We start from the raw sequence: 24,001 nt of genomic DNA on the forward strand, positions 1-24,001 counted from the left end.
CCGGGCTCAGCCCTCGCTGCGCTCCGCCTCCTCGGCGTCGAGCCGCTCCTTCACCTGGGCGGTGTAGGTGGTGCGCCGCACGCGCCGGACCATGTCGAGCGCGAGGAGGACGGCGGCCAGAGCGATCACGAGCATCGTGATGAAGCCGAAGAGGCCCGGCGTGACCGTGTCCTCGTTGAACTCGGGACCCGGGGTCGGCACCGTCGTGGAGGCGAGGACGACGGCGCGCTGGGCGCCCTCGAGCAGCCCGGCGATCACGCGCGCACCTCGTCGGCGACGACGACGCCGGAGCCGTCGGGCTCCGGGGGCACCGGGGCGTCCCCCGAGGGCTCGGGGTCGGGAGCGATCGGCGGGACGACCGCGGTCGGGCCCGGGGCGAGCTCGGCCAGGTCGAGACCGGCGAAGAGATCCGTCTCGGGCGTCGGCGCGTCGACCCGGCTCTCGACGAGCTGGAAGTCGTCGGTCGGCCAGGCGGCGTCGATCGCCTCGTGCGGGAGGAAGAAGAAGGCGTTGTCCGGAGCGACCTGGCTGGCGTGGGCGAGCAGGGCCGCATCGCGCCGATCGTGGAAGCCGGAGATCACGACCCGCGTGGTCGCGAGGTACGGGGTGTCCTCGTTCCAGCGCTTCATCTCCTCGAAGACCGACAGGCGCGGGTCCCCCGGGTCGATCGAGCGCAGGTGCTCGGCGATCGCCCGCAGCTTCTGGCCGCTGAAGACGCGGTCGTAGTACAGCTTCGAGATCGACCACGGAGCGCCCGTGCCCCGGTACTCCTCGGCGAGGCCCGCCGCGCGGTAGGCCTCGACGGCGACCTGGTGGGCGCGGATGTGGTCGGGGTGCGGGTAGCCGCCGTTCTCGTCGTAGCTGATGATCACGTGCGGCCGGAACCGGCGGACCAGGCGCACGAGCGGAGCGGCGGCCGTGGCGAGCGGCAGGCCCGCGAACGAGGCGGCGTCGACCTTCCCGTCCTCGGGCATGCCGGAGTCGACGAAGCCGAGCCAGGCGTGCTCGACGCCGAGCGCCTCGCGAGCGGCCGCCATCTCGTACCGGCGGAGGCCGCCGATGTCGCGCTCGGCGTGCGCGCGGGCCTCGAGGCCCTCGTTCAGCACGGAGCCGGCCTCGCCTCCGGTGCAGGAGACCACCATGACCTCGGCGCCCCGCGAGGCGTAGGCGGCCAGCGTCGCCGCGCCCTTGCTCGACTCGTCGTCAGGATGGGCGTGCACGGCGAGAAGGCGCGGAGTGTCCCGCACCTCCGAATCGACGGAGACCTCGACGGCCTGGGACACGATCGCTCGATTCCTCGGGGTTTAATGGGATCGGCGCTCCCGTCCGCGAAGGACGCGCGCCACCCGTCCAGAGTAGACGCATCACCCAGGGAGTTCCGTGGCCGCCCGCACGTCCGAGAGCGTCGAGGGAGCCGCCGCGCCCGCGCTCGATCCGGACGCCGTCCGCGCCGCTGGACCCCTCGCCACCCGCTACGGCCGCACGACGCGCACCCGCCGCGGGAACCGCTGGCTCTTCGGCGGTGTCGCGCTCGCCTTCGTCGCCGTCTTCGCCGCCTGGGTCGTCTGGGCCGGACTCGACGGAGCACGCGGAGGAGTGGACGTCCAGGACACCGCGCACCAGGTCATCGACGACCGCACCGTCACGGTCTCCTTCGACCTCACCGCGCCCGTCGGCCGCGAGGTCGCCTGCGCGGTCCAGGCCCTCAACGAGCAGTCCGCCGTGGTCGGCTGGCTGGTCGTGGAGTACCCCGCCTCGACGGAGCGCTTCCGCTCCTACACGGAGACCGTCCGCACCACCGAGCTCGCGAACACAGGTTTGATCTCCTCCTGCTGGCTCCCGTAGGCTTGCCCGAAGCCCTGACGGACTCGTCGGGGCCTCGCCATTTCCACCGCCGCCTGACGCCGGCCGTCCCCACCGCCGGACGCGGACACCTCCGCACGGTGCTGCCGGGCGCCGCGAGCGCGGCCCGCAGAGCAGGAGCCCACCATGGCCGACCAGTCACAGGTGACCTGGATGACCCAGGAGTCGTACGACCGCCTCGAGGCGGAGCTCACCGAGCTGTCCACCAACGGACGCGAGGAGATCGCCAAGCGCATCGAGGTCGCCCGCGAGGAGGGCGACCTGAAGGAGAACGGCGGCTACCACGCCGCGAAGGACGAGCAGGGCAAGATCGAGGCCCGCATCCGCCAGCTGACCTCCCTCCTCCGCGAAGCCGAGATCGGCACGCCCCCCGAGAGCCACGGGGTCGTCGAGGCCGGCACCATCATCACCGCCGAGATCGCCGGCGACGAGTCCCGCTTCCTCCTCGGCAACCGCGAGATGGCGGGCGAGAGCGACCTCGACGTCTACAGCCCCCAGAGCCCCCTCGGATCGGCGATCATGGGCCTGAACGTCGGCGACACCGCCCGCTTCACGGCACCCAACGGGCGGGAGATCGAGGTCCGCGTCGCCAACGTCGAGACCTGGTCCGGCCACTGATCGCACGTCGCGGCGCTCTCCGCGGCGTTGTCGTCGGGCGCGATACCGCCGGTATCGCTTCCTCCTCCGCCTTGCGGAGAACGCCGCGACGCACGATCAGCCCTCTCCAGACCGGGGGGCGCCGGCTTCGCGGCGACAGCGTCGGGCGCGACACCGCCGGTATCGCTTCCTCCTCCGCCTTGCGGAGAACGCCGCGACGCACGATCAGCCCTCTCTGAAGGGGAGCGGGGCGCCGGCTTCGCGGCGACAGCGTCGGGCGCGATACCGCCGGTATCGTTTCCTCCTCCGCCTTGCGGAGAACGCCGCGACGCACGATCAGCCCTCTCCAGACGGGGGGCGCCGGCTTCGCGGCGACAGCGTCGGGCGCGACACCGCCGGTACCGCTTCCTCCTCCGCCTTGCGGAGAGCACCGTGACGCACGATCAGCCCTCTCCGAACGGGAGCGCCGCGCAGGCTTCGCGGCGACGGCGAGGGCGCGAGATCGCCGGTACCGGCTTTGTCCTCCGCTCTGCGGAGAACACCGCGGCGCCCTCAAGCGGTCAGTTGCGGGAGATGCGGGGGGCGTAGCCGGCGTCGGTGAGGACCTGGATGACGCGGTCGGCGTGCTCGGGGCCGCGGGTCTCGACGCTGATCTCGATCTCGACCTCGCTGATCTGCAGGCCCCGGCCGTGCCGGGTGTGCAGCACCTCGACCACGTTCGCGTTCGCCTCCGAGATGAGCTCCGCGATGCGCGACAGCTGCCCCGGACGATCCGGCAGCCCGATGCTCATCTTGAGGTAGCGCTCCGACGCGGCCAGGCCCCGGCTGATCACCCGCTCCATCATCAGCGGATCGATGTTGCCGCCCGACAGGATGACCGCGGTCGCTCCGGCGTCGCGGATCTTCCCCGTCAGGATCGCCGCGATGCCCACCGCGCCCGCGGGCTCCACCACGAGCTTCGCCCGCTCCAGCAGCACCAGCAGAGCCCGGGCGATGTCGTCGTCCTCGACGGTGACGACCTCGTCCACCATCTCGCGGACGATCGCGAAGTTCAGCTGCCCCGGCTTCGCCACGGCGATGCCGTCGGCGATCGTCGGAGAGATCGTGATCGCGGTCGGCTCGCCGCTCGCGAGCGAGAGGGGGTACGGCGCCGCGTTGGCCGCCTGCACGCCGATGACGCGGAGAGTGCGCCCCTCCTCGGCCGCCTTCTGCTTGGCCGCCGAGGCGACCCCGGCGATGAGGCCGCCCCCGCCGATGGGCACCACGATGGTCTCGACGGCGGGGGCCTGCTCGAGGATCTCGAGGCCGACCGTGCCCTGGCCGGTGATCACGTCGGGGTGGTCGTAGGGAGGAACGAAGACCGCGCCGGTGCGCTCGGCGAACTCCGCCGCCGCCGCGAGCGCCTCGTTGAAGATGTGCCCGCTCAGCACCACGTCAGCGCCGTAGTCACGGGTGGCCGCGAGCTTGGGCAGCGCGACGCCGATCGGCATGAAGATCGTGGCCTTGATCCCCAGCTCTCGCGCCGCGTAGGCGACGCCCTGCGCGTGGTTGCCGGCCGAGGCCGCCACGACTCCGCGGGCCCGCTCCTCCGGGGTGAGCCGCGACATCCGGAACACGGCTCCGCGGATCTTGTAGGAGCCGGTGCGCTGGAGGTTCTCGCACTTGAGGAACACGGGCGAGCCGAGGACCTGCGCGAGGAAGGTGCTCGTCTCCATGGGGGTGGCGGCGATGACGGGGGCGAGGACGGCGCGGGCCGCCTCGAACTCGTGGAGGGCGGGTCCGACGACGCGGCTAGTCTGCATGCTCTGCGGCAACTCTCTCGGGGGTTCGGGTCGGCGAGCGCCAGGCTCCGCTCGCGACGTACTTGACCATGACGTTGAGCGTGGCCACGACGGGCACCGCGAAGAAGGCGCCGGCGATGCCGCCGATGATCGAGCCTCCGGCCACAGCGAGCACGACGGCCAGCGGGTGGACCTTGACCGCCGACCCCATGATCAGCGGCTGGAGGATGTGGCCCTCGAGCTGCTGCACCGCGAGGACGACGATCAGCAGGAAGAGCGCGATCAGCGGTCCGTTGTAGACCAGCGCGATGAAGACGGCCAGCGCCCCGGTCACCACGGCGCCGATGACCGGCACGAAGGAGCCGAGGAAGACGAGCACGCCGATCGGGATGGCCAGCGGGACGCCGAGGAGGAAGGAGCCGAGGCCGATGCCGACCGCGTCGACGAAGGCGACCAGGATCTGCACCTTCACGAAGTTGGTCAGCGTGACCCACCCTGCGCGACCGGCGCCATCGACGGCTCCGCGGGCGCGGCGCGGGAAGAGGCGGACGACCCAGCTCCAGATGTTCGGCCCGTCGATGAGGATGAACAGCGTCGAGAAGAGGGTGAGCAGCACGCCCGTCAGCAGGTGGCCGACGGTCGAGCCGACGCTGAGCGCGCCGCTGACCAGCATCCCCGAGTCCTGCTGCAGGGCCGTGAGGGCCTGCTGCGCGTACTGGTTGATATCGGTCTCGGTGAGGTGGAGCGGCGACTCGAGGAGGAAGGCCTTGAAGTCGTCGTAGGACTGCACCGTCTGCCGGCTGAGGTCGTCGAAGCCGGAGTAGACCTGGGTGACGACGAGGAAGAGGAGCCCGCCGATCACCACGACGATCCCCAGCTCCGCCAGGACGACGGCGGCCCACTTGGGCCAGCGGTGGCGCTGGAGGAAGCTCGAGAACGGCACCAGGAGGGCGGCGATCACGATCGCGAGCAGGAGCGGGATGACGATCAGCCGCAGCTCGATGACGAGCAGCACCAGCACCGCGAGCGCCGCGACCACGACGAGGACGCGCCAGGCCCAGGCGCCCGCGATGCGCATCCCGTCGCTCACGAAGGCCGAATCGGCGACGGGAGCGGGCCGGGAGGGGGCGGCCGGGGCGACGGGCGCGGCGGGCTGGACGGCGCGCGGGCCGGAGGTGCGGCGGGACCTGCCGAGTCTCATCTGCCCAGACTAGGCCCCGGCGCATACCCCGCGCGGTATCCCCGGGGAGTGCTCATGCGGCGGCGCCGACCGCCGCCTGCTCCGGTGCCGGACCGACCGCCACCGGGCGCCGCGCGGGCAGCACGCCGACCCGCTCCCCCGGCTCGAGGCGATGCCCCGACGCGTGCTGGACGGTGACCTCCTCGCCCGTCGACAGCCGGACGGTCGAGCGCCGCACCGGCCCCAGGAAGCTCGAGGCGAGGACGACTCCGGGCAGGGAGTCGGGAGCGCCGTCGGCCACGACGGCGAGGTCCTCGGGGCGGAGGAACACCGACACGGGCCCGTCCGCCGCCGCCGCGTCGACGAGCGGCAGGCGCACGCCGAGCGCGAGGACCGATCCCGACGAGACCGTCCCCGTGACCACCGTCGAGAGGCCGACGAAGCGGGCCGTGAAGGCGGTCGCCGGGCGCGCGTAGAGGTCCTCCGGCGCGCCCAGCTGCTCGATCCGCCCGGCGTTCATCACCGCGACGCGGTCGGCGACGGCGAGCGCCTCCTCCTGGTCGTGCGTGACGAAGAACGTGGTGATGCCGATCTCGGACTGCAGGCGCTTGATCTCGTCGCGCAGCTGGACGCGGACCTTCGCGTCCAGTGCCGACAGGGGCTCGTCCAGCAGCAGCACCCGCGGCCGCGTGACGAGGGCGCGCGCGAGCGCCACCCGCTGCTGCTGGCCGCCGGAGAGCTCGTGCGCGTAGCGGTCGCCGAGGGCGCCGAGGCCCACGACCTCCAGCGCCTCCCCCGCGGCCGCCCGGCGTTCGCGCGCCCCGACTCCCCGGGTGCGCAGCCCGAACTCGACGTTCTCGCGCGCCCGCAGGTGCGGGAAGAGCGAGTACGATTGGAAGACCATGCCCATGTCGCGCTTCGCGACGGGGACGTGGGCGACGTCCTCCTCGTCGACGAGGATCCGCCCCGCGTCGATCCGCTCGAGACCGCTGAGGGCGCGCAGGGCTGTGGTCTTGCCGCAGCCGGAGGGGCCGAGCAGCGCGATGAACTCACCCGGGGCCACGTCGAACGAGACGCCGTCGAGCGCTCGCGCGGAGCCGTAGTGCCGCTCCACGTCGACGAAGCGCACGCGGGCGCCGGGGAGGGTGGGAGCGGTCACGAGGAGCCTTTCGAGGAGCGCGCCCGGCCCGTCGGCAGGCCGATCCGCGCGAGGCGGCCGATCCCGAGCAGGAGGGCGAAGGCGAAGAGGAGCGAGAGCAGCGAGAAGATCACGGCGACGTAGGCGTCGGACTTCGACACCTGCACCAGGCCGGTCTGGAGGGTGGTGCGGCTGAGGAGCGAGGCGATCGTGTACTCGCCGAGAACGACTGCGACGGTGATCAGCGCGGCCGCGACCAGGCCCCGGCGCAGGTTCGGCAGGAGGACCCTCCCGAGCACCGCGAGCGGGCCCGCGCCGAGCGAGCGGGCCGCTTCCGAGAGCGTCACGGCGTCGAGACCGGCGAGGTCCGCCGCCACGGCGCGGTAGGCGTAGGGCAGGACCAGCACCCCGTAGGCGAGAGCGAGCGTCCACGGCGCGGAGCCGGCGAGCCGGGTGACCACGGAGTAGACCGGCGCGAGGCCGACGACGAGGACGATGGCGGGCACGGTCAGCGGGAGCAGGCAGACCAGCTCCAGAGCCCGGCGCAGGCGCGGGAGCCGGACCTCGACGAGCAGCATCGTCGGCACCAGCAGGACCAGGACGATGAGGGCGGTGACGACGGCGAGGACCAGCGAGTTGCCGATCCCCTGGAACAGCGAGCGGTAGGCGCGCTCGTTCTCCGGGTCGAGGATCGCCGTCCAGTGCGCGAGGTCGTGGCCGCCGGCGCTGCGGAGCGTGAACTCCGCCATCGCGACGATCGGGACGGCGAACACCAGCCCGGTGATCACGAGCACCGCCCCGGACAGGAGCCGCGCGGGCCTCATCGCTGCCACCGCCGGGCCCGGCGCTGCAGCAGCGCGTACCCGGACATCAGGACCACCATCACCGCGAGCATCCCGAGCGCGAGGGCGCCCGCGAGGTTCTCGCGGCCCAGCACCGTCTCGCTGACCAGCGCGGCGCGGATCTGCAGCGGGACGATCTGCGCGCCCTGGCTGATGAGCGCCGCCGCGGTGGCGAAGGAGGAGAACGCGTTCGCGAACAGCAGCAGGACGCAGCCGAGGAACGACGGCGCCAGCACCGGGAGTGCCACGTGCAGCCAGTAGCCGAGCCGGCCCCCGCCGAGCACCGCGTTCGCCTCGGCCCACTCCGTACGCAGGCCCTCGAGCGCGGGCAGGAACGTGAGCACCATCAGGGGCACCTGGAAGTAGAGGTAGGGGAGGACGAGCCCGGGCAGCTGGTAGAGCCACACGCCGTCGGCGTAGAGGTCGACGCCCGCTCCCGCGAGGAGGGTGGTCACCAGCCCCTGCACGCCGATCGTCGCGATGAACGCGAACGCGAGCATCACGCCGCCGAACTGCGCGAGGACGCTCGCCGCTGCATTGACGACGGTCCGGAGCGCCCCGCGCGGATCGGAGCCGAGCAGGGCCAGGCACACGACCGCGCCCAGCACCGCGCCGACGACGGCGGTGACGGCCGAGAGCCCGAGCGACGCGCCGAAGGCGGACAGCACGACGGGATCCCCGAGCGCCAGCACGTTCGCCGTGGTGAAGCGGCCGTCTCCGTCCGTGAATCCGGTCGCCACCGCGAGGACCGTGGGGACGGCCAGGAACAGCAGGACGTAGAGCGCGAAGGGGGCGACGCCCAGCACGGCCGGGGTGCCGCGCCGTCCCCGGAGCGCGGACGCCCCGGAGACGGCCTCGGCGGGAGCGGTGGTCACTGGATCGCCGCGGCCCACTTCTCGGCGAGGAGCGACGAGGCCGCCTCGGTCTGCTCCTCCGTGAACTGGACGAGGTCGGAGGGAGCGGCGCCGACGGCGTCGAGCGCGTCCTGGTCGACCGTGCCGGCCTCGGTCATCGCGGCCAGGCGCACCGGGTAGGCGCCGGCGGCGAGGTAGAGGTTCTGCGCGGCGTCGGAGTAGAGGTACTCCTGCCAGAGCCGCGCGGCCGCGGGGTGCGGAGCGTCGGCGTTGACCGCCTGGTTGTAGTAGCTGCCGACGGCGGAGCCCGGGAGGACGGTCGTCGTCCACTCGCGGGTGCCCTCGTTCGCCTTCCCGGCGGCGAGGTTGTTGTAGCTCCAGTCGAAGACGACAGGGGTCTCGCCCGAGGCGATGGTGGCGTCGGTCGGGTCCAGCGGCAGGAAGTTGCCGGCGTCGTTCAGCTTCTCGAAGAAGTCGATCCCCGCCTGGACGTCGTCGGCGGAGCCGCCGGACTGGAGAGCCGCGAGCTGCACTGCGGCCGCGGCGGCTCCCGCCTGGGTCGGGTCGCCGTTGATCGCGACCGAGCCGCGGTAGTCGGCGCCGAGGAGGTCCTCGAGCGACGTGGGCGCAGGCACCGCGGCCGCGTCGAACCCGATCGACATCAGGCCGGTGTAGTCGTTGACCCAGAGGCCCGACTCCTCCTTGTTCCCCTCGGGGATGTCGTCCCAGGACTCGACCTTGTACGGCGCGAACATGTCCGTGTTCGCCAGAGCGACGGCCGGCCCGAGGTCGAACACGTCGGGAGCGGTGTCCTGCCCGGCGAGGTTCTCCGCCGTGCTGATCTCCTCCGCGGAGGAGACGTCGGGGTCGGCGGAGTTCACGGTGATGCCGTACTCGTCCTCGAAGCCGCTGATCAGCTCGCCGTAGTTCGCCCAGGTGTCGGGCAGGGCGATGACGTTGAGCTCGCCCTCGGCCTTCGCGGCCTCGACCAGGGCGTCCAGCCCGCCGAGGTCCGCGGCGGACGTGGCGGACGCCGCGTCCGCGCCGCCGCCGTCGGACGAGGCGGTGGCGCCGCCGGAGCAGGCCGAGAGTGTGAAGACGAGGGCGGTGCCGGCGGCGGCGACCGCGGCGGCGCGCGACAGGCGCTGAATGGTCAAGGGTCCTCCAGGAGTCGGGTGGGCCGCCCCGGTGGGACGGCCTCGGGCACGGTAGGAGCGCCGCGAGTCGGCGAGGGAGCGCGGCGGTGAATGCCGGGCGAACGCCGGGGGCCGAATCGGGGACGGCGATGTCGGGGGCGTTCGCTAGCGTGGGCGGACCATGACCGAGCAGCTCTCCGCCGCGCTGGCGCGCCGCATCGCCCTGACGGCGCAGGGGTTCGGCGTCCCCCGTCCGTCCCGGGTCGACGCGCGCCGGGTGCGCGCCGCCGTGGACCGGATCCGCCCGCTCCAGCTCGACTCGGTGAACGTCTTCGAGCGGAGCCACTACCTGCCGCTGCTCGCGCGGCTCGGCCCGTACGATCGCTCCCTCCTCGACGCCGCGGCCTTCTCCCCCGACGGCCCCTACGTCGAGTACTGGGCCCACGAGGCCGCCCTCGTCCGCCGCGAGGATCTCCCGCTCTACCGCTGGCGGATGGAGCACTACCGCCGGGTCCGCCTGCCCGAGCACGAGGGCTGGGCCCACGAGAACCGCGCCACCCTCGACTGGCTCCGCGCCGCGCTCGCCGACGGTCCCCTCCGCGCCTCCGAGATCGAGCACGAGGCCAACGTCCGCACGGGCCCCTGGTGGGGCTGGTCCGACATCAAGCGCGGCCTCGAGGTCCTGTTCCGCTGGGGCGAGGTGGTGACGGCGGGGCGCACGCGCTTCGAGCGCTCCTACGGTCTCGCCGAGCGGCTCCTCCCGAGCGCGGTGCTCGACGCCGACGTGCCCCTCCCCGACGCCGTCCGCGAGCTCGTGCGCCGGGCGGCCCGGGCCCACGGGATCGGCACCCTCGGCGACCTGGCCGACTACCACCGGCTGCTCCAGTCCCCCACGCGCGTCGCGATCGACGAGCTGGTCGAGGCGGGCGAGCTCGAGCGCGTCGAGGTGCGCGGCTGGGAGCGGGGCGGGCGGCCCGTTCCGCTCTGGCGGCACGTCGACGCCCGACGCCCCCGCACGCTCCGGGCGGACGCGCTCCTCTCGCCGTTCGACCCCGTGGTCTGGCACCGGCCGAGGGCCGAGCTGTTCTTCGGCTTCCACTACCGGATCGAGATCTACACCCCGGCCGAGCAGCGGATCCACGGCTACTACGTCCTCCCCGTGCTCCTCGACGACGTGATCGCTGCACGGGTCGACCTCAAGAGCGAGCGCAAACGCCGGGTCCTCCTCGTGCAGGCCGCCTGGCTCGAGCCGGGGGCCCCGGCCGACACGCCGGAGCGGCTCGCCGCACTGCTGGTCGAGGCGGCGGCCTGGCAGGCCCTCGACGCCGTCGAGGTCGTCGGTCGCGGCGACCTCGCGGCCGCCCTCGCCGCAGCACTGAGGAGGATCGCGTGAGCGCGCCCGGCGGCGTCCTGGCGCTGGCGCTCTCGGAGCGCTGCGTCGCCCGTCTGCTCGAGCGCGGGAGCGTCGTCGGGGTCGGCACGGGCGAGCTCGCCCACGCGGCCGGCGTCTCCCTCCGGACCTTCCACCGGTACCTCGGCGGGAAGGAGGACTGCGTGCGCCCGGTGCTCGCCGCCGCGATCGCCGCGATGGGACGCGCCCTCCTCGAGCGCCCGGCCGCCGAGCCGCTGAACGCGGCGCTCGGCCACGCCTTCGCCGCGGCGGCCTCCGGTCCCCAGCTCGACCGCACCCTCCGGCTGATCCCCCTGCTCACCGAGACCTCGGCGATGCGCGCCGTCTGGGCGCAGTCGCTGCACGACGGCGAGGAGGCGCTGACGCCGTTCCTCGCGGAGCGGATGGGGCTCGGCCGCACGTCCCCGCACCGGGCGGCCGTCCTGGCCACCGTCGTCCTCGCCCTGGTCCGGCGGGCGCTGGTCGACGCGGCGGCGAGCGGCATCGACCCGGCGCCGGTCTTCGCCGAGTACCTGACGACCGTCGACGGCGGTCCGCTCGCGGCTCCGACCGGATGACGTCCCGTCCGGCGCGGTGACGGGCGCACCTCCGACCGAAGCGGGACGCGGTGCGGGGCGGCGATCGTCGACGGGGCGTCGGCCGGATCGGCCTGCTAGAAGCGCGAGCCCATCTCGGAGAGGCGGGCGACGCGGTCCGCGATCGGCGGATGGGTCGCGAAGAGGCGCGCGACCACCCCCGGCTTCGACGGGTCGGCGATCCAGAGGTGCGCCATCGAGCTGTTCTGCCGCTGCATCGGCCGGCCCGCGGACTCGAGCTTCAGCAGGGCGCGGGCGAGGGCGTCGGGGTGGCGGGTCGTCAGCGCACCGGTGGCGTCGGCGAGGTACTCGCGCTGACGGGAGATCGAGAGCTGCACGACCGAGGCGACGATCGGCGCGAGGACTATCGACACCAGCCCGACGATCAGGAGCGCCGGGTTGCCCCCGCCGTTGCCGTTGCCGCCCCGCCCGAAGAAGGCCAGGCGGAGGAAGGCGTCCGAGAGGAAGCCCACCGCGACGACGAGACCGAAGACGATCATCGAGACGCGGATGTCGTAGTTGCGGACGTGGCCCAGCTCGTGGGCCATCACGCCCTCCAGCTCGGCGTCGTCCATGATCGCGAGCAGGCCCGTCGTCGCGGCCACGACGGCGTGCTCGGGATCACGGCCGGTCGCGAACGCGTTCGGCGCCGGGTCGTCGATCAGGTACACCTTCGGCATCGGCGTGCCCGTCGCGATCGAGAGGTTCTCGACGATGCGGTACAGCCTCGGCTCGTCCGCCTTCTCCACCGCCACGCCGCCGCTGAGCGCGACCGCCTGGCGAGCGGCGAAGAAGTACTGGAAGAACGCGTACCCGGCGGCGATCACGAGCACCACCACGACGATCATCGTGCTGCGGTAGACCGCTGCAGCCAGGGCGCCCAGGCCGCCGATGATCGCCAGGAACAGGACGAGGATCAGGACCGTGTTGCGCTTGTTGCGGGCGATCGCGCTGTACACGGCGCCTGCCTAGAACTGGACGCGCGGGGGCTCCGAGATCGCAGCGAGATCGCCGACCTCGAAGAACTCGCGCTCCGAGAAGCCGAGCCGGCGCGAGAAGAGCGTGTTCGGGAAGACCTTCACCTTGGTGTTCATCTCGCGCACGCCGCCGTTGTAGAAGCGCCGGGCCGACTGGATCTTGTCCTCGGTGTCGACCAGCTCGCCCTGCAGCTGGAGGAAGTTCTGGCTCGCCTGCAGCTGGGGGTACGCCTCCGCGACCGCGAAGATCGACTTCAGAGCGCTCTGCATGTGGTCCTCGGCGACCGACGCCTCCGCCGGGCCCTGGGCCTGCAGCGTCTCGGCGCGAGCCTGCGTCACCGACTCGAAGACCTGGCGCTCGTGCGAGGCGTAGCCCTTCACGGAGTCGATCACGTTGGGGATCAGATCCGCGCGGCGCTTCAGCTGGACGGTGATGTCGCTCCACGCCTCGTCCACGCGGACGTTGAGGGTGACCAGCGAGTTGTACGTCGCCCAGAGGTAGACCCCGAGGATGACGACGAGCGCGACGACGACGATGAGCGGGACGAGCCATTCCATGCCGTCCAGTGTAGGGACGGCGCGCTCCCCGGCACCTGTCGATGAGGCGCATTCGCAGGGGCGGGTCGGCCCTACTTGAGGGTCTTCTGCAGCAGGACGGTGCTGAGCCAGCGCTCGAACTTGAAGCCGACCCGGCCCATCCGGCCGACCTCGACGAATCCGAACTGCGCGTGCATCGCCAGCGACGCCTCCGCGCCCTTGTCGGCGATGACGGCCATGATCTGACGGATCCCCACGGCCTTCGCGCGCTCGAGGAGCTCGGCCATCAGCGCCCGGCCGAGGCCCTTCCCGGTGGAGGCCGCCCGCAGGTAGATCGAGTTCTCCACGGTGAAGCGGTACGCCCGCTTGGAGGACCACGGCGACACCATCGCGTAGCCGAGGATCTGGCCCGACGGCGAGACGGCCACGATGAAGGGCAGCCCGAGCTTCTGATTGCGGGAGAACTTCGTCCGCCACTCCTTCAGCGTCGAATCGTCCTCGTCGAAGGTCACCACCGTGTTGCGCACGTAGTGGTTGTAGATCTCGCGGATGTCCGGGAGGTCGGCGTCGCGGGCGTCGCGGATCTCGAACGAGAAGCCGGGCTCGGGAGGCGGCGCCTTCCGCAGGTGCGGCGGCAGGACGCGCCGGCTCTCGTACTCTTCCTCAAGCATCCGGCTCCCCTTCGGCTCCGCCCATCGATCCGGGCCAGCGTAGCCGCCCCGCGGGCGAGCGCCCGGTCACGCGAGAGCGCTCCAGTCGACCGGCTCCGCGCCGCGCTCCTCCAGGAGGGCGTTGGCGCGGCTGAACGGCCGGGAGCCGAAGAAGCCGCGCGAGGCCGACAGCGGGCTGGGGTGCGCGCTCTCGATCACTCCGGCCTCCCTCAGCATCGGGCGGAGCGACGCGGCGTCGCGGCCCCAGAGGATCGCGACGAGAGGCGCGTCCCGGGCGGCCAGCGTACGGATCGCGTGCTCGGTGACCGCCTCCCAGCCCTTCCCGCGGTGCGAGGCGGGAGAGCCGGGGGCGACGGTGAGGACCCGGTTGAGCAGCATCACGCCGCTCGAGGTCCAGCCGCTGAGGTCGCCGTGCTCGGGCGGCTCGACGCCGAGGTCGTCCCGGAGCTCGCGGTGGATGTTCTGCAGGCTCCTCGGCAGCGGGCGCACGTGGCGCTCGACCGCGAAGGACAGCCCGATCGGGTGCCCGGGCGTCGGATACGGGTCCTGTCCGACGATCAGGACGCGCACGTCCGCGAGCGGTGCGGCGAAGGCGCGGAGCACGTCGCGGCCCGCGGGGAGGTAGGGCCGGCCGGCCGCGACCTCGCCGCGGAGGAAGTCGCCCATCGCGGCGATGTCCCCGGCGACGGGGGCGAGCGCCTCCGCCCAGCCCCTGTCGATCAGTCCCGAGGCCGCGAGCTCCGCGAGGTCCACCCGGTCAGCCCGCCGCGAGCGTCGCGACGACGACTCCGGCGTCGCTGCCGCTCACGCGCCACACCGAGCCGGCGCCGCCGACGCGGAGCGCGCCGGTCCCGACGATCAGCACGGTGGACTCGTCGAGCGCGACGCCGCCGTCGACCAGGCCCGCCTCGACGGCCGCGACCAGGCGGCCGAGGGTCCCCCACTGCGCCGCATGCACGTCGACCGTCACGTCGATGAGGCCGATGCCCTCGAGCACCGTGACCTCGTCGAGCTCCTCCGCCGCGCCCTCCGGGACGACGGCGACACCGCCGATCCGGTGGCCGCCGACGAGGGCGCGATCGGCTGCGACGGCGGCTCCCGCCGAGTAGCCGGCGTACGGCACTCCGGAGGAGACGAGATCGCGCAGCCGCGGGAAGCAGGCCTCGAGCGCGTCGCGGTAGGCCGGGGTCAGCCCTCCGCCGACGAAGATCCCGTCGACGTCGTCGAAGACCGCGGGATCGATCCGGCCGCCCTCCGGCTTCATCACGGCGAACGCGTCGAGCGGGCCGACCGTCGCGAGCAGTGCCGCGTAGCCGGCGTAGGCCTCCGGGCCGAGCCCGTCGTGGACGACGACGATCGCGATGCGCGGGCCCTCGATCCGGCCGGCGTCGACCGCGTGGGCGCGCGCCTCCGCGAGGAACGCCCCGTACAGCTGCTGGTCGTGCTCGACGCCGCCTCCGCCGCCGATCAGGTGGACGCTCACTCGTCGTCCTCGGCGAGGGCTCCGTCCACCGGGGGCAGAGCCGACCAGGGGAAGACGATCCAGCGCGGGGTGCGGCGCCAGAAGAAATCGGGCTCGAGCACCGTGCGCGGCTTCGTGTACAGGGTCACGGTGCGCACCTCGGCACCCATCGCGCGGATGAGCTTCACCGAGAGGGCGAGGGTGTGGCCGGAGTCGGAGACGTCGTCGACCAGGAGGATGCGCTTGCCGCGCACGGACGCCTCGTCGAGCAGCGGCGGCAGCACCACGGGCTCCGCCAGGCGCGCCTCGACGCCGGTGTAGAACTCGACGTTCAGCGCGCCGCAGCTCTTGATGCCGAGCGCGTAGGCCACGGCGCCCGCGAGGAGCAGACCGCCGCGCGCGATGGCGACGACCAGCTCCGGCCGGTAGCCCGACGCGACCACGTCGTCGGCCAGGTGCCGAGCGGCGTCGCCGAACTCGAGCCAGCCGAGCACCTCCTTCTCCGTGGCGGCGAGGAGGGCGGCGGAGTCGTCGGCGTCGGAAACCATGAGGGACAGGCTAGGCCGTCGCGGGCCTCCGCGTCACATCGGTCAGGCGCGCGGGGCCAGGGGTCCCTTCGCGACCTTGTGCGGGGCCGCCTGCGCGACCGGCTTGATGGTCACGAGGTCGAGGTTGACGTGGGCGGGGAGCTCCACCGAGGAGACGATCGCAGCGGCGACGTCCTCCGCGACCAGCGGGTCGGGGACCTCGGCGTAGACCGCGTCGGCGCGCTCCCGATCGCCGCCGAAGCGGACCAGCGAGAACTCGTCCGTGTGCACCATCCCCGGCGCGATCTCGATCACGCGGATCGGCTCGCCCGCCAGCTCGAGCCGCAGCACGGCGACCAGCGCGTGCGCGGCGTGCTTGGCGGCGTTGTACCCGCCTCCGCCCTCGTAGGCGACGTGGCCGGCGATCGAGGTGACCGTCACGATGTCCGCGGAGGTGCCGCTCCCCCGGATCCCGGCGCGCAGCAGCGGGAGCAGCGCGCTGGTCACGAGCTTCACCGAGAGCACGTTGATCTCGAACATGCGGCGCCAGTCCTCGGGGTCGGACTTCTCGACCGAGTCGAGTCCGAGCGCACCGCCCGCGTTGTTCACGAGCGCGTGCACGGGCCCGGAGGAGGCGAGGTGGTCGCGCAGAGCGTCGACCTGGGCGGCGTCGGTGAGGTCGGCGGCGAAGTACCCGGCGCCGGTCTCGGCGGCGAGCGCCTCCAGCCGGTCGCGCCGGCGCGCGACGGCGACGACCTCCCAGCCGTGCTCGCGGAACAGGCGGACCGTGGCCGCCCCGATCCCTGAACTCGCTCCTGTCACGACAACGCGTCGATCCACGCCCGTCCCCTTCCGTCAAGCCTCGGACACCCTCGACTCCGTCGTCGCAGCCCAACGCTAGTCTGGCCGCGTGCCGCCCGCCGACCCGGTTCCCGCGACCGCCGGGACAGCCGTCACCCCGAAGCGCCGCGTGCCCCTCTGGGACAACGCGCGCTTCGTCTGCGTGACCCTCGTCGTGATCGGGCACGGCGTCCAGAGGCTGACGGCCAACTCCGACACCTCGCTCATCGTCTACCTGACGATCTACGCCTTCCACATGCCGGCCTTCGCGATCATCTCGGGCTACTTCTCCAAGAGCGGCGCACCGAGCGGGCGCGCGATGCGGCGGGTGCTGACCGACATCCTCCTGCCCTACCTGATCATGGAGACGATCTGGACCCTGGTGCAGTTCCTGGTCGAGGGCAAGCAGGAGTTCAACCCGACGAAGCCGAGCTGGACGCTGTGGTTCCTGCTCGCGCTGGGCATCTTCCGCCTCGTCCTCCCCTACCTGGCGCTGCTGCGCTGGCCGCTGCTGATCAGCGTGGTGCTCGCGGTCGGGGTCAGCTACTACGACAACATCGACTCGACCTTCTCGCTCGCACGCGCGATCGGGATCCTGCCGTTCTTCGTGTTCGGCTGGCGGCTGCGCGGCTTCTCCCCCGGCGGCCGCTCCGCCGTCGAGCGCTGGCTCGATCAGCCGCCGTCGCGGGTGCTCCTCGCCCGGATCCTCGCCGTCGTCCTCTTCGCGGTCACGGCGGTCGTCATGACCGTCAACATCGAGGCGTTCCGAGCGGCGGACCTTCGCTACTGGTTCTTCTACGACCGCCCCTACGACGCCCTCGGCGAGACCCAGTGGTGGGCCGGGCTGGTGCGGCTGGCCCTGATGGCCGGAGCGGTCGTGCTCTCGCTCGCGCTCTTCGCGCTGGTTCCGCGCCGCCGCACCCCGCTCACCGCCTGGGGGCAGTCGACGATGTACGTCTACCTCCTCCACAGCTTCGTCCTCTATCCGCTGCGGGAGTCCGGGATCCTCTCGCGGACGGAGAGCACGCTCGCCCTCGTGCTGATGATCGTGTTCTGCATCGCGGTCTCGGTCGTGCTCTCGCTCGGCTGGACCCGCACGGTCTTCCACCGGCTGGTCGAGCCCCGCGCGGCCTGGCTCTTCGCCCCGGCGGCCGACGAGAGGCCCCGGCGCCCGGACCGCGCCGACCCCACGGGCGCCAAGCGCGACCGGCAGCCCGAGCGGCGCTGACGGCCGTTACCCCGTGTGTCGGCGGTCCTGGCCGCCCGGCGGGCCCCCGCGTACGCTCGTCGCGACGGAGAACGGCCCCGTCCCCGACCCCGACGATCCGATGGGAAGCACCATGACCGACTCCGACCAGTGGCAGTTCGAGACCAAGCAGATCCACTCGGGCGCCGCGCCGGACCCGGTGACCAAGGCCCGCGCGACGCCGATCTACCAGACCACCTCCTACGTCTTCGACAACGCGGAGCACGCCCAGAACCTGTTCGCGCTGGCCGAGTTCGGGAACATCTACACCCGCATCCAGAACCCGACCCAGGCGGTCGTGGAGGAGCGGCTCACCGCCCTCGAGGGCGGCTCCGGCGCCCTGCTGCTCGCCTCGGGCCAGGCCGCCGAGACCGCGGCAGTGCTGAACATCTCCCAGGCCGGCGACCACATCGTCTCGTCGTCCTCGATCTACGGCGGCACCTACAACCTCTTCAAGTACACCCTCGCCAAGCTCGGCATCGAGACGACCTTCGTCGAGAACCAGGACGACCGCGAGGAGTGGCGCCGCGCCGTCCGCCCGAACACGAAGCTGTTCTTCGCCGAGACCGTCGGCAACCCCAAGATCAACATCCTCGACATCCGCACAGTGGCCGATGTCGCGCACGACGCCGGCGTGCCCCTGATCGTCGACAACACCATCGCGACGCCCTACCTGATCCGCCCCTTCGAGCACGGCGCGGACATCATCGTGCACTCGGCGACGAAGTTCCTCGGCGGCCACGGCACGGTCATCGGCGGAGCGATCGTCGACGGCGGCCGCTTCTCGTGGACCGCGAACGCCGAGCGCTTCCCCGGCCTCACCACGCCGGACGAGTCCTACCACGGTGCCGTCTACACCGACGCGGTCGGCGACTCCCTCGCCTACATCATCAAGGCCCGCGTGCAGCTGCTGCGCGACCTCGGCGCCTCGATCGCTCCGGCGAGCGCCTGGCAGCTCATCCAGGGCATCGAGACCCTCTCGCTCCGGATCGAGCGCCACGTGCAGAACGCGCAGGAGATCGCGGAGTACCTCGAGAACCACTCCGACATCGCCTCGGTGAACTACTCGGGCCTGCCCACCTCGCCCTGGTACGCCGCGGCCAACCGCTACGCGCCGAAGGGCGTGGGCGCGGTGCTCTCGTTCGAGCTCAAGGGCGGAGTGGACGCCGGCCGGGCCTTCGTCGACTCGCTGGAGCTGTTCTCACACCTGGCCAACATCGGCGACGTCCGCTCGCTCGTCATCCACCCCGCGTCGACCACGCACTCGCAGCTCTCGCCCGAGCAGCAGCTGACCGCCGGCGTCACTCCGGGCCTGGTGCGCCTGTCGGTGGGGCTCGAGAACGTCGACGACCTCCGCGCCGACCTCGACAAGGCTCTCCGCGCCGCGCGCGCCGTCGTCGAGGCCTCCCGCGCGAACGCCTGAGGCCCCTCGGCGCCCTGACGGGGTCCCCGTCCTCGAGGACCACGTCAGGGCGCTCCGCGCGCGGGCGGAGGAGCGCGGGAGCAGGGCGTAACAAACGGCTCCGCCCCGCGGCGCTCTGACACGATGGACAGCGCTATGGACTGGCAGCAGACACTCGAGGACACGGTCCCGTCGGCGTTCGTCACCGAGCGCCAGCTCCTCTCGGTCATCGGCAAGCCGCCCGCCACCGGAGCCTGGCGCGACGGCGACCACCCGGGCGGGCGCCGCTTCGTCGACCTCGGCCCGTTCGACTTCGAGGCGGGCGGCCGCCTCCCCCACGCCCGCATCGCCTACGAGACCTGGGGCGCGCTGAACGAGCGCCGCGACAACGCCGTCCTCGTCCTGCACGCCCTGACCGGCGACTCCCACCTGCTCGGCCGCGGCGATCCCGGCCACGCGACGGACGGCTGGTGGTCGGGACTCGTCGGCCCCGGCCTCGTGATCGACACCGACCGCTTCTTCGTGGTCGCCCCGAACATGCTCGGCGGCTGCCAGGGCTCCAGCGGTCCCGCGTCCCTCGCCCCCGACGGCCACGAGTGGGGCGCACGGTTCCCGTACACGAGCATCCGCGACCAGGTGCGGGCGCAGGTGCAGTTCAGCGACCTGCTCGGCGTCGAGCGGTGGCACACCGTCATCGGCGGGTCGATGGGCGGGATGCAGGCGCTGGAGTGGGGGATCGACCACGCGGAGCGGGTCGCGCGCCTCGCGGTCCTCGCCGCTCCCCCGCGGGCCACGGCCGACCAGATCGCCCTCAACTTCGTGCAGCTCGAGGCGATCCGCAACGACGCGGCCTTCGCGGGCGGCTCCTACTACGACGCGGGCGACGGCCAGGGCCCGTACCACGGCCTCGCGCTCGCCCGCCGGATGGCACTGCTCAACTACCGCAGCCCCTCCGAGCTCAACGACCGCTTCGAGCGCAGCTGGCAGTCGGGGCTCAGCCCGCTCGGCGGCGGCGGCCGCTTCGCCGTGGAGTCGTACCTCGACTTCCACGGCAACAAGTTCACGCGCCGCTTCGACGCGAACAGCTACATCACGCTCGTCGAGGCGATGAACTCGCACGACGTCGGCCGCGGCCGGGGCGGCGAGGCGGCCGCCCTCTCCCGGATCACCAGCCCGACTCTCGTCCTCGGCATCGACAGCGACCGGCTCTTCCCGGTCGAGGGCCAGCGGATCATCGCGGCGCACGCTCCCGGCGCTCTCGACGGCGGAGAGGTCGCGGTGATCACCTCGACGTTCGGCCACGACGGGTTCCTCATCGAGGACGACGCGGTCGGCGCGCACCTCGCCCGGCTGCTGGCGCATCCCGCGACGGCCTGACCCGCCCGACTCCGGCGCGGTTCGACGCCCCGAACCGCTCCGGCCGGCCCGGCCAGTGGCTATCGTGAGACGGGGGCCAGCCCCGCGCCACGACCGGAGGGGGCCAGAGCGTGCCGATGATCCGCAGCGCCCGCGAGCGCGACCGGCTGCTGCGCCACTCCGCCTGCGGGATCGGCCTGCTCACGGAGGCGGGGGCGCTCGGCATGGCCCTCATCCCCGGGACGCTCCAGCCCGCCGCCGTGCCGTTCGCCGTCGCGCTGCTCCTGGGCATGATGGCCGCCCACGTCGAGCTCGCCCGGACGGGGCGCCGCAGCCGCGTGATCGCGGTCGCCGTCGGCGGCCTGCTGCTGGGCTGGGGCCTCGCGCTGGGGCTCGCTCCGGGCGCCGACTTCGCCGGGTTCGTCCTGGTCAACACCGCGAACGCCGTGACCGCGAGCATCGCCGTGGTCGTGACGACGTCCGCGCGCCGACTGCTCCTGCTGCTGCCGGTGCTCCTCCCGAGCCTGATCCCGTCGGTGCTCGTCTCGAGCGGCACCATGATCCCCACCGTGGTCGTCCAGAGCCTGCTGCCCTGGGGCACGCTCTGCGGATTCGCCCTCTGGATCGGCACAGCGGTCCCGCGGGTGGTGCGGCGGATCGACAGCATCGGCAACGCCCACCGCGTGGAGCGCCTCGCCAGCGAGACGGAGGCGCAGCGCCGGCAGGGCGCGCGGCTCCTGCACGACACGGTGCTGGCCACCCTCACGCTCCTCGCGCACTCGGGCCGCGGAGTGTCGGTCGACGCGCTCCGGCAGCAGGCGGCGCAGGACGCGCAGCTCCTGCGCCAGCTCCGGCTCGGCGGGACCCCCACCCCGAGCGCGTCCGGCTCCTACCAGCTGACCAGCGTCACGTCCGCCCCCGCGGCCAACACCCTCGAGACCGTCCGCAACCGCTTCGGCCGGATGGGGCTCGACGTGATCTGGCACGGCTCCGGCCAGGTGGCGCTCACCGGCGCGGCCCTCGACTCCTTCGTCCTCGCCCTGGCGGAGTGCCTCGAGAACGTGCGCCGCCACTCCGGCGTCGCCTCGGCCGACGTGACGATCACCGAGGACGAGACGACCGTCCGCGCGATGGTCACGGATGCGGGCGCGGGCTTCGACATCGCGACCGTCCCCGACACGAAGCTCGGCTTCAAGGAGTCGGTGATCGCCCGGCTCGGCGACGTCGGCGGCCGCACCCGCCTGTTCAGCGCCCCCGGATCGGGGACGACCGTGGTGCTGGAGGTCCCGAAGTGAGCCCCGCGCCGGAGTCTCGGGCCCCGCTGCTGGGACGCGTGCCCGCGACGCACGGCCGCTCCTCCCGGTCCGCCCGCTCGGTCCGCCGCCAGCAGGAGGGGCTCGGCACCAACTACCTCGGCAGCGGCCTCAACGGCATCGCCGCCGCGATCCTCGCCTACGAGCTGCTGATCTTCCTCTCGACCTCCGCCCGCTACAGCGACCTCGCACCCGCGGCGATCGCCTGGGTCCTCGTCGTCCTGGCCTTCGGGTCCACCGTCCTCGCGATCCACCTCGGCGGACGCCGCCTGCCGCTTCCGGTCTACCTCTGCTTCCTCGTCGCCCTCGGAGCCGCCGTCGTGCTCGACCTGGTGGCCGTGACCGACTCCGGCGCGGCCCGCACCGTCCCCACCGCCGCGGTCGCGGGCGCCGTCGCGCACGCCGCGCTGATCGTCCACCGGCGCGGGATCGAGATCCTCGCGGTGAGCGCCCTCGTCGCGATCGCCGAGGTGATCGCGTTCCTCTCGATGGAGTCGGGCGGCGCGGGCGCGCTATCGGTGCGCATCAGCGCCCTCGTGGTGACGATCGCGCCGGCCGTCGTCGTGGTCGTGATGATGCGCGGGTTCCGCCGGATGGTCCAGCTCGAGATCGACCGCGCCCTCGTGCAGAGCACCACGCTCGGCCCGCGCTACGCGGTCGGGATGCTCGCCTCGGAAGAGCTCGCACGGCTCGACCTCGCCGCCGAGCGCCTCCTCGCCGAGGTGGGCGACGGCTCGGTCCGCCTGCCCCTCGACGCCCAGCGCGCCGCGCACGCGACCTCGCTCGCCACCCAGCTCCGCCTCCACCTCATCGAGGGGCGGCGCGAGACCTGGCTGCACCACGCCGTGCTCGAGTCCGAGCTGCTCGCGCCGCTCGTCGAGCTCGACGACCCGGACGGCACCGCCGGGCTCCTCGGGCACCAGCAGCGCGACGGGCTCCTCTCGGCGATCTGGCTGATCGCCGACAGCGCGACCGGGCTCGCCGTGGTCCTCCACGTCGAGTCGGGCAGCCCCCGCGATCCCGGAGCCGGGACGGCCGCCCGAGGACTGCTCGTGCCGATCACGCTCCGCTCCTCAGGCGCGCCCTTGCGCGGCGTCGATCCTGCGACGTGGGAGGCTATCGCTCAGGTCGGCGTCTTCCGCGACACCTCGCGCGACGGGGAGCTCCGGATCGAGATCGACTGCCTGGTCGAGAATCCCGCCGACCGGTGAGCAGCCGCCGAGAGACCGCCGACGACCGCCGACCGAAGGACACCGATGACACCCACCGCTGACGCGAAGATCACTCTCGCGGTCGTGGACGACCACAAGATGCTCCTCGGAGCGCTCACGGAGTGGATCCGCGGAGCCGCCTCCGACATCCAGCTGGTGGCCGCGGTCGCCTCCTGGCCCGAGCTGCTCACGCACCCCGAGTTCCCCGTCGACGTCGTGCTCCTCGACCTCGACCTCAAGGACAACATCCCGATCTCGGTGAAGCTCTCGACCCTCAAGACCACCGGGGTGAAGACCGTGCTGATGAGCACCTACTCCGAGCCCGCCGTGGTCCGCGAGGCACTCGCCTCCGGAGCCCTCGGCTACCTCGTGAAGACCGAGGACGCGGACATGATCGTCGAGGCGATCCGCGCGGCCAAGGACGGCCACTCCTACATCTCGCACGAGCTCGACATGGCGCTCTCCACCGGCGACTCCGACGGAGCGCCGAAGCTCAGCGCGCAGGAGCGCCGCGTGATGGCCCTCTACGGCGGCGGCGAGCCGGTCAAGTCGGTCGCGTTCGAGCTGGGCATCTCGGAGGAGACCGCGAAGTCGTACCTCAAGCGGATCCGCGAGAAGTACCGCGTCGTCGGCATCGACGTCGGCACGAAGGTGGCGCTCCGCAAGCGCGCCATCCACGACGGGATCCTCATCGAGACGGACTGAGTCCTCTTCCGCGGCGGTCCCCGCCCGCCGCGGCGCGGTCGGCTTCACGACGTGGCGTGTTCCGCAGAGCGGGGCGCGTCGCCCGGCATCGATCCGCTGACACGCGGATCACTGTCGGCGGGCTCCAGGGGGGCGGCGGTCCCCGCCCGACACGGCGCGGTCGGCTTCACGACGTAGTGCGATCCGCAGAGCGGGGCGCGTCGCCCGGCATCGATCCGCTGACACGCGGATCGCTGTCGGCGGGCTCCACGAGGGCGCGGCGGTCCCCGCCCGCCGCGGCGCGGTCGGCTTCACGACGTAGTGCGATCCGCAGAGCGGGGCGCGTCGCCCGGCATCGATCCGCTGACACGCGGATCGCTGTCGGCGGGCTCCACGAG

The 24,001-nt window shown here is 72.8% G+C and carries 25 protein-coding genes; 10 read left to right on the top strand and 15 right to left on the bottom strand.

Features of this window, described 5'->3' with window-relative positions; translation table 11 throughout:
* Positions 1–6: 6 nt before the first annotated feature.
* Together C5D66_RS09300 and mca are read right to left on the bottom strand one after the other, a co-directional pair.
* Complete coding sequence (locus tag C5D66_RS09300) at positions 7–258, bottom strand: hypothetical protein (RefSeq protein WP_244230611.1); 252 nt, start codon at positions 256–258, stop codon at positions 7–9.
* The gene (gene mca / locus C5D66_RS09305; RefSeq protein WP_258061203.1) at positions 255–1,283 is read right to left on the bottom strand and encodes a mycothiol conjugate amidase Mca; all 1,029 of its coding nucleotides are present in this window, start codon (positions 1,281–1,283) and stop codon (positions 255–257) included. The genes C5D66_RS09300 and mca overlap by 4 nt, the downstream gene beginning before the upstream one ends.
* Before the next feature lie 97 nt (positions 1,284–1,380).
* Here mca and C5D66_RS09310 point away from each other — a divergent pair, with 97 nt between their 5' ends.
* Together C5D66_RS09310 and greA are read left to right on the top strand one after the other, a co-directional pair.
* Complete coding sequence (locus C5D66_RS09310; RefSeq protein ID WP_104255284.1) at positions 1,381–1,845, top strand: DUF4307 domain-containing protein; 465 nt, start codon at positions 1,381–1,383, stop codon at positions 1,843–1,845.
* 144 nt (positions 1,846–1,989) lie between these two features.
* Entirely contained in the window at positions 1,990–2,481 is a 492-nt protein-coding gene (gene greA, locus C5D66_RS09315; protein ID WP_104225519.1) for a transcription elongation factor GreA, read from the top strand.
* A 539-nt stretch (positions 2,482–3,020) separates the two neighbouring features.
* On the opposite strand, the gene ilvA is transcribed toward greA, so the two are convergent.
* The 6 genes from ilvA to C5D66_RS09345 are packed head-to-tail and all read right to left on the bottom strand — an operon-like array spanning position 3,021 to position 9,412.
* A complete protein-coding gene (ilvA, locus tag C5D66_RS09320) occupies positions 3,021–4,262 on the bottom strand; it encodes a threonine ammonia-lyase (RefSeq protein WP_104224429.1) in 1,242 nt (413 codons plus the stop codon).
* Positions 4,252–5,442 (bottom strand): AI-2E family transporter, encoded by a 1,191-nt coding sequence (locus C5D66_RS09325; protein WP_104225517.1) that lies wholly within the window; start codon positions 5,440–5,442, stop codon positions 4,252–4,254. The genes ilvA and C5D66_RS09325 overlap by 11 nt, the downstream gene beginning before the upstream one ends.
* A 52-nt stretch (positions 5,443–5,494) precedes the next feature.
* Entirely contained in the window at positions 5,495–6,580 is a 1,086-nt protein-coding gene (locus tag C5D66_RS09330) for an ABC transporter ATP-binding protein (protein ID WP_104255283.1), read from the bottom strand.
* A complete protein-coding gene (locus tag C5D66_RS09335) occupies positions 6,577–7,383 on the bottom strand; it encodes an ABC transporter permease (protein ID WP_104255282.1) in 807 nt (268 codons plus the stop codon). The genes C5D66_RS09330 and C5D66_RS09335 overlap by 4 nt, the downstream gene beginning before the upstream one ends.
* Positions 7,380–8,276 carry an ABC transporter permease subunit gene (locus tag C5D66_RS09340; protein WP_104255296.1) on the bottom strand — a complete coding sequence of 299 codons (897 nt, stop codon included), beginning with the start codon at positions 8,274–8,276 and terminating at the stop codon, positions 7,380–7,382. Before C5D66_RS09340 ends, C5D66_RS09335 begins: the two co-directional genes overlap by 4 nt.
* The gene (locus C5D66_RS09345; protein WP_104255281.1) at positions 8,273–9,412 is read right to left on the bottom strand and encodes an ABC transporter substrate-binding protein; all 1,140 of its coding nucleotides are present in this window, start codon (positions 9,410–9,412) and stop codon (positions 8,273–8,275) included. Before C5D66_RS09345 ends, C5D66_RS09340 begins: the two co-directional genes overlap by 4 nt.
* 160 nt (positions 9,413–9,572) lie before the next feature.
* Between C5D66_RS09345 and C5D66_RS09350 the strand changes: the two genes are divergently transcribed.
* Both C5D66_RS09350 and C5D66_RS09355 read left to right on the top strand, forming a co-directional pair.
* The gene (locus tag C5D66_RS09350; protein WP_104255280.1) at positions 9,573–10,784 is read left to right on the top strand and encodes a winged helix-turn-helix domain-containing protein; all 1,212 of its coding nucleotides are present in this window, start codon (positions 9,573–9,575) and stop codon (positions 10,782–10,784) included.
* Positions 10,781–11,359, top strand: a complete 579-nt coding sequence (locus tag C5D66_RS09355; RefSeq protein WP_104224435.1) for a TetR/AcrR family transcriptional regulator — start codon at positions 10,781–10,783, stop codon at positions 11,357–11,359. The genes C5D66_RS09350 and C5D66_RS09355 overlap by 4 nt, the downstream gene beginning before the upstream one ends.
* A 95-nt stretch (positions 11,360–11,454) precedes the next feature.
* On the opposite strand, the gene C5D66_RS09360 is transcribed toward C5D66_RS09355, so the two are convergent.
* The 7 genes from C5D66_RS09360 to C5D66_RS09390 all read right to left on the bottom strand — a co-directional run bounded on the left by C5D66_RS09360 (position 11,455) and on the right by C5D66_RS09390 (position 16,391).
* The gene (locus C5D66_RS09360; protein WP_104255279.1) at positions 11,455–12,336 is read right to left on the bottom strand and encodes a M48 family metalloprotease; all 882 of its coding nucleotides are present in this window, start codon (positions 12,334–12,336) and stop codon (positions 11,455–11,457) included.
* Between the two features lie 9 nt (positions 12,337–12,345).
* On the bottom strand, positions 12,346–12,912 hold the full coding sequence (locus C5D66_RS09365; protein ID WP_104225511.1) for a LemA family protein: 567 nt from the start codon (positions 12,910–12,912) through the stop codon (positions 12,346–12,348).
* A gap of 71 nt (positions 12,913–12,983) precedes the next feature.
* Entirely contained in the window at positions 12,984–13,562 is a 579-nt protein-coding gene (locus tag C5D66_RS09370) for a GNAT family N-acetyltransferase (RefSeq protein ID WP_104224438.1), read from the bottom strand.
* A 66-nt stretch (positions 13,563–13,628) separates the two neighbouring features.
* Positions 13,629–14,315, bottom strand: coding sequence for a uracil-DNA glycosylase (locus tag C5D66_RS09375; RefSeq protein WP_104255278.1), 687 nt, complete (start codon positions 14,313–14,315; stop codon positions 13,629–13,631).
* 4 nt (positions 14,316–14,319) lie between these two features.
* Positions 14,320–15,045, bottom strand: a complete 726-nt coding sequence (locus tag C5D66_RS09380; RefSeq protein WP_104224440.1) for a peptidase S51 — start codon at positions 15,043–15,045, stop codon at positions 14,320–14,322.
* Positions 15,042–15,572, bottom strand: coding sequence for a phosphoribosyltransferase (locus tag C5D66_RS09385; protein WP_104224441.1), 531 nt, complete (start codon positions 15,570–15,572; stop codon positions 15,042–15,044). Before C5D66_RS09385 ends, C5D66_RS09380 begins: the two co-directional genes overlap by 4 nt.
* A 42-nt stretch (positions 15,573–15,614) precedes the next feature.
* Positions 15,615–16,391 carry an SDR family NAD(P)-dependent oxidoreductase gene (locus tag C5D66_RS09390; RefSeq protein WP_258061205.1) on the bottom strand — a complete coding sequence of 259 codons (777 nt, stop codon included), beginning with the start codon at positions 16,389–16,391 and terminating at the stop codon, positions 15,615–15,617.
* 70 nt (positions 16,392–16,461) lie between these two features.
* On the opposite strand from C5D66_RS09390, the gene C5D66_RS09395 reads away from it, so the two are divergent.
* From C5D66_RS09395 to C5D66_RS09420, 6 genes are all read left to right on the top strand, one after another.
* Positions 16,462–17,619: an acyltransferase family protein gene (locus C5D66_RS09395; RefSeq protein ID WP_258061207.1), complete on the top strand. Its 1,158-nt coding sequence runs from the start codon at positions 16,462–16,464 to the stop codon at positions 17,617–17,619.
* Positions 17,620–17,731: 112 nt separating this feature from the next.
* Positions 17,732–19,060, top strand: a complete 1,329-nt coding sequence (locus tag C5D66_RS09400) for a bifunctional o-acetylhomoserine/o-acetylserine sulfhydrylase (protein ID WP_104326893.1) — start codon at positions 17,732–17,734, stop codon at positions 19,058–19,060.
* Between the two features lie 135 nt (positions 19,061–19,195).
* On the top strand, positions 19,196–20,416 hold the full coding sequence (locus C5D66_RS09405) for a homoserine O-acetyltransferase (RefSeq protein ID WP_104255276.1): 1,221 nt from the start codon (positions 19,196–19,198) through the stop codon (positions 20,414–20,416).
* Between the two features lie 116 nt (positions 20,417–20,532).
* The gene (locus C5D66_RS09410) at positions 20,533–21,690 is read left to right on the top strand and encodes a sensor histidine kinase (protein WP_104224445.1); all 1,158 of its coding nucleotides are present in this window, start codon (positions 20,533–20,535) and stop codon (positions 21,688–21,690) included.
* Positions 21,691–21,728: 38 nt separating this feature from the next.
* Complete coding sequence (locus tag C5D66_RS09415) at positions 21,729–22,919, top strand: hypothetical protein (RefSeq protein ID WP_104255275.1); 1,191 nt, start codon at positions 21,729–21,731, stop codon at positions 22,917–22,919.
* Positions 22,920–22,964: 45 nt separating this feature from the next.
* Positions 22,965–23,624, top strand: a complete 660-nt coding sequence (locus C5D66_RS09420; RefSeq protein ID WP_104224447.1) for a response regulator — start codon at positions 22,965–22,967, stop codon at positions 23,622–23,624.
* Positions 23,625–24,001 lie beyond the last annotated feature (377 nt).

Source organism: Rathayibacter sp. AY1B4, assembly GCF_002932815.1.
Lineage (GTDB): Bacteria > Actinomycetota > Actinomycetes > Actinomycetales > Microbacteriaceae > Rathayibacter.

Coding starts and splice junctions, on each gene's coding strand:
- C5D66_RS09370 (WP_104224438.1), bottom strand. CDS start 13,562: ATGCTTGAGGAAGAGTACGAGAGCCGGCGCGTCCTGCCGCCGCACCTG.
- C5D66_RS09410 (WP_104224445.1), top strand. CDS start 20,533: ATGATCCGCAGCGCCCGCGAGCGCGACCGGCTGCTGCGCCACTCCGCC.
- greA (WP_104225519.1), top strand. CDS start 1,990: ATGGCCGACCAGTCACAGGTGACCTGGATGACCCAGGAGTCGTACGAC.
- C5D66_RS09325 (WP_104225517.1), bottom strand. CDS start 5,442: ATGAGACTCGGCAGGTCCCGCCGCACCTCCGGCCCGCGCGCCGTCCAG.
- C5D66_RS09385 (WP_104224441.1), bottom strand. CDS start 15,572: ATGGTTTCCGACGCCGACGACTCCGCCGCCCTCCTCGCCGCCACGGAG.
- C5D66_RS09405 (WP_104255276.1), top strand. CDS start 19,196: ATGGACTGGCAGCAGACACTCGAGGACACGGTCCCGTCGGCGTTCGTC.
- C5D66_RS09420 (WP_104224447.1), top strand. CDS start 22,965: ATGACACCCACCGCTGACGCGAAGATCACTCTCGCGGTCGTGGACGAC.
- C5D66_RS09400 (WP_104326893.1), top strand. CDS start 17,732: ATGACCGACTCCGACCAGTGGCAGTTCGAGACCAAGCAGATCCACTCG.
- ilvA (WP_104224429.1), bottom strand. CDS start 4,262: ATGCAGACTAGCCGCGTCGTCGGACCCGCCCTCCACGAGTTCGAGGCG.
- C5D66_RS09335 (WP_104255282.1), bottom strand. CDS start 7,383: ATGAGGCCCGCGCGGCTCCTGTCCGGGGCGGTGCTCGTGATCACCGGG.
- C5D66_RS09365 (WP_104225511.1), bottom strand. CDS start 12,912: ATGGAATGGCTCGTCCCGCTCATCGTCGTCGTCGCGCTCGTCGTCATC.
- C5D66_RS09350 (WP_104255280.1), top strand. CDS start 9,573: ATGACCGAGCAGCTCTCCGCCGCGCTGGCGCGCCGCATCGCCCTGACG.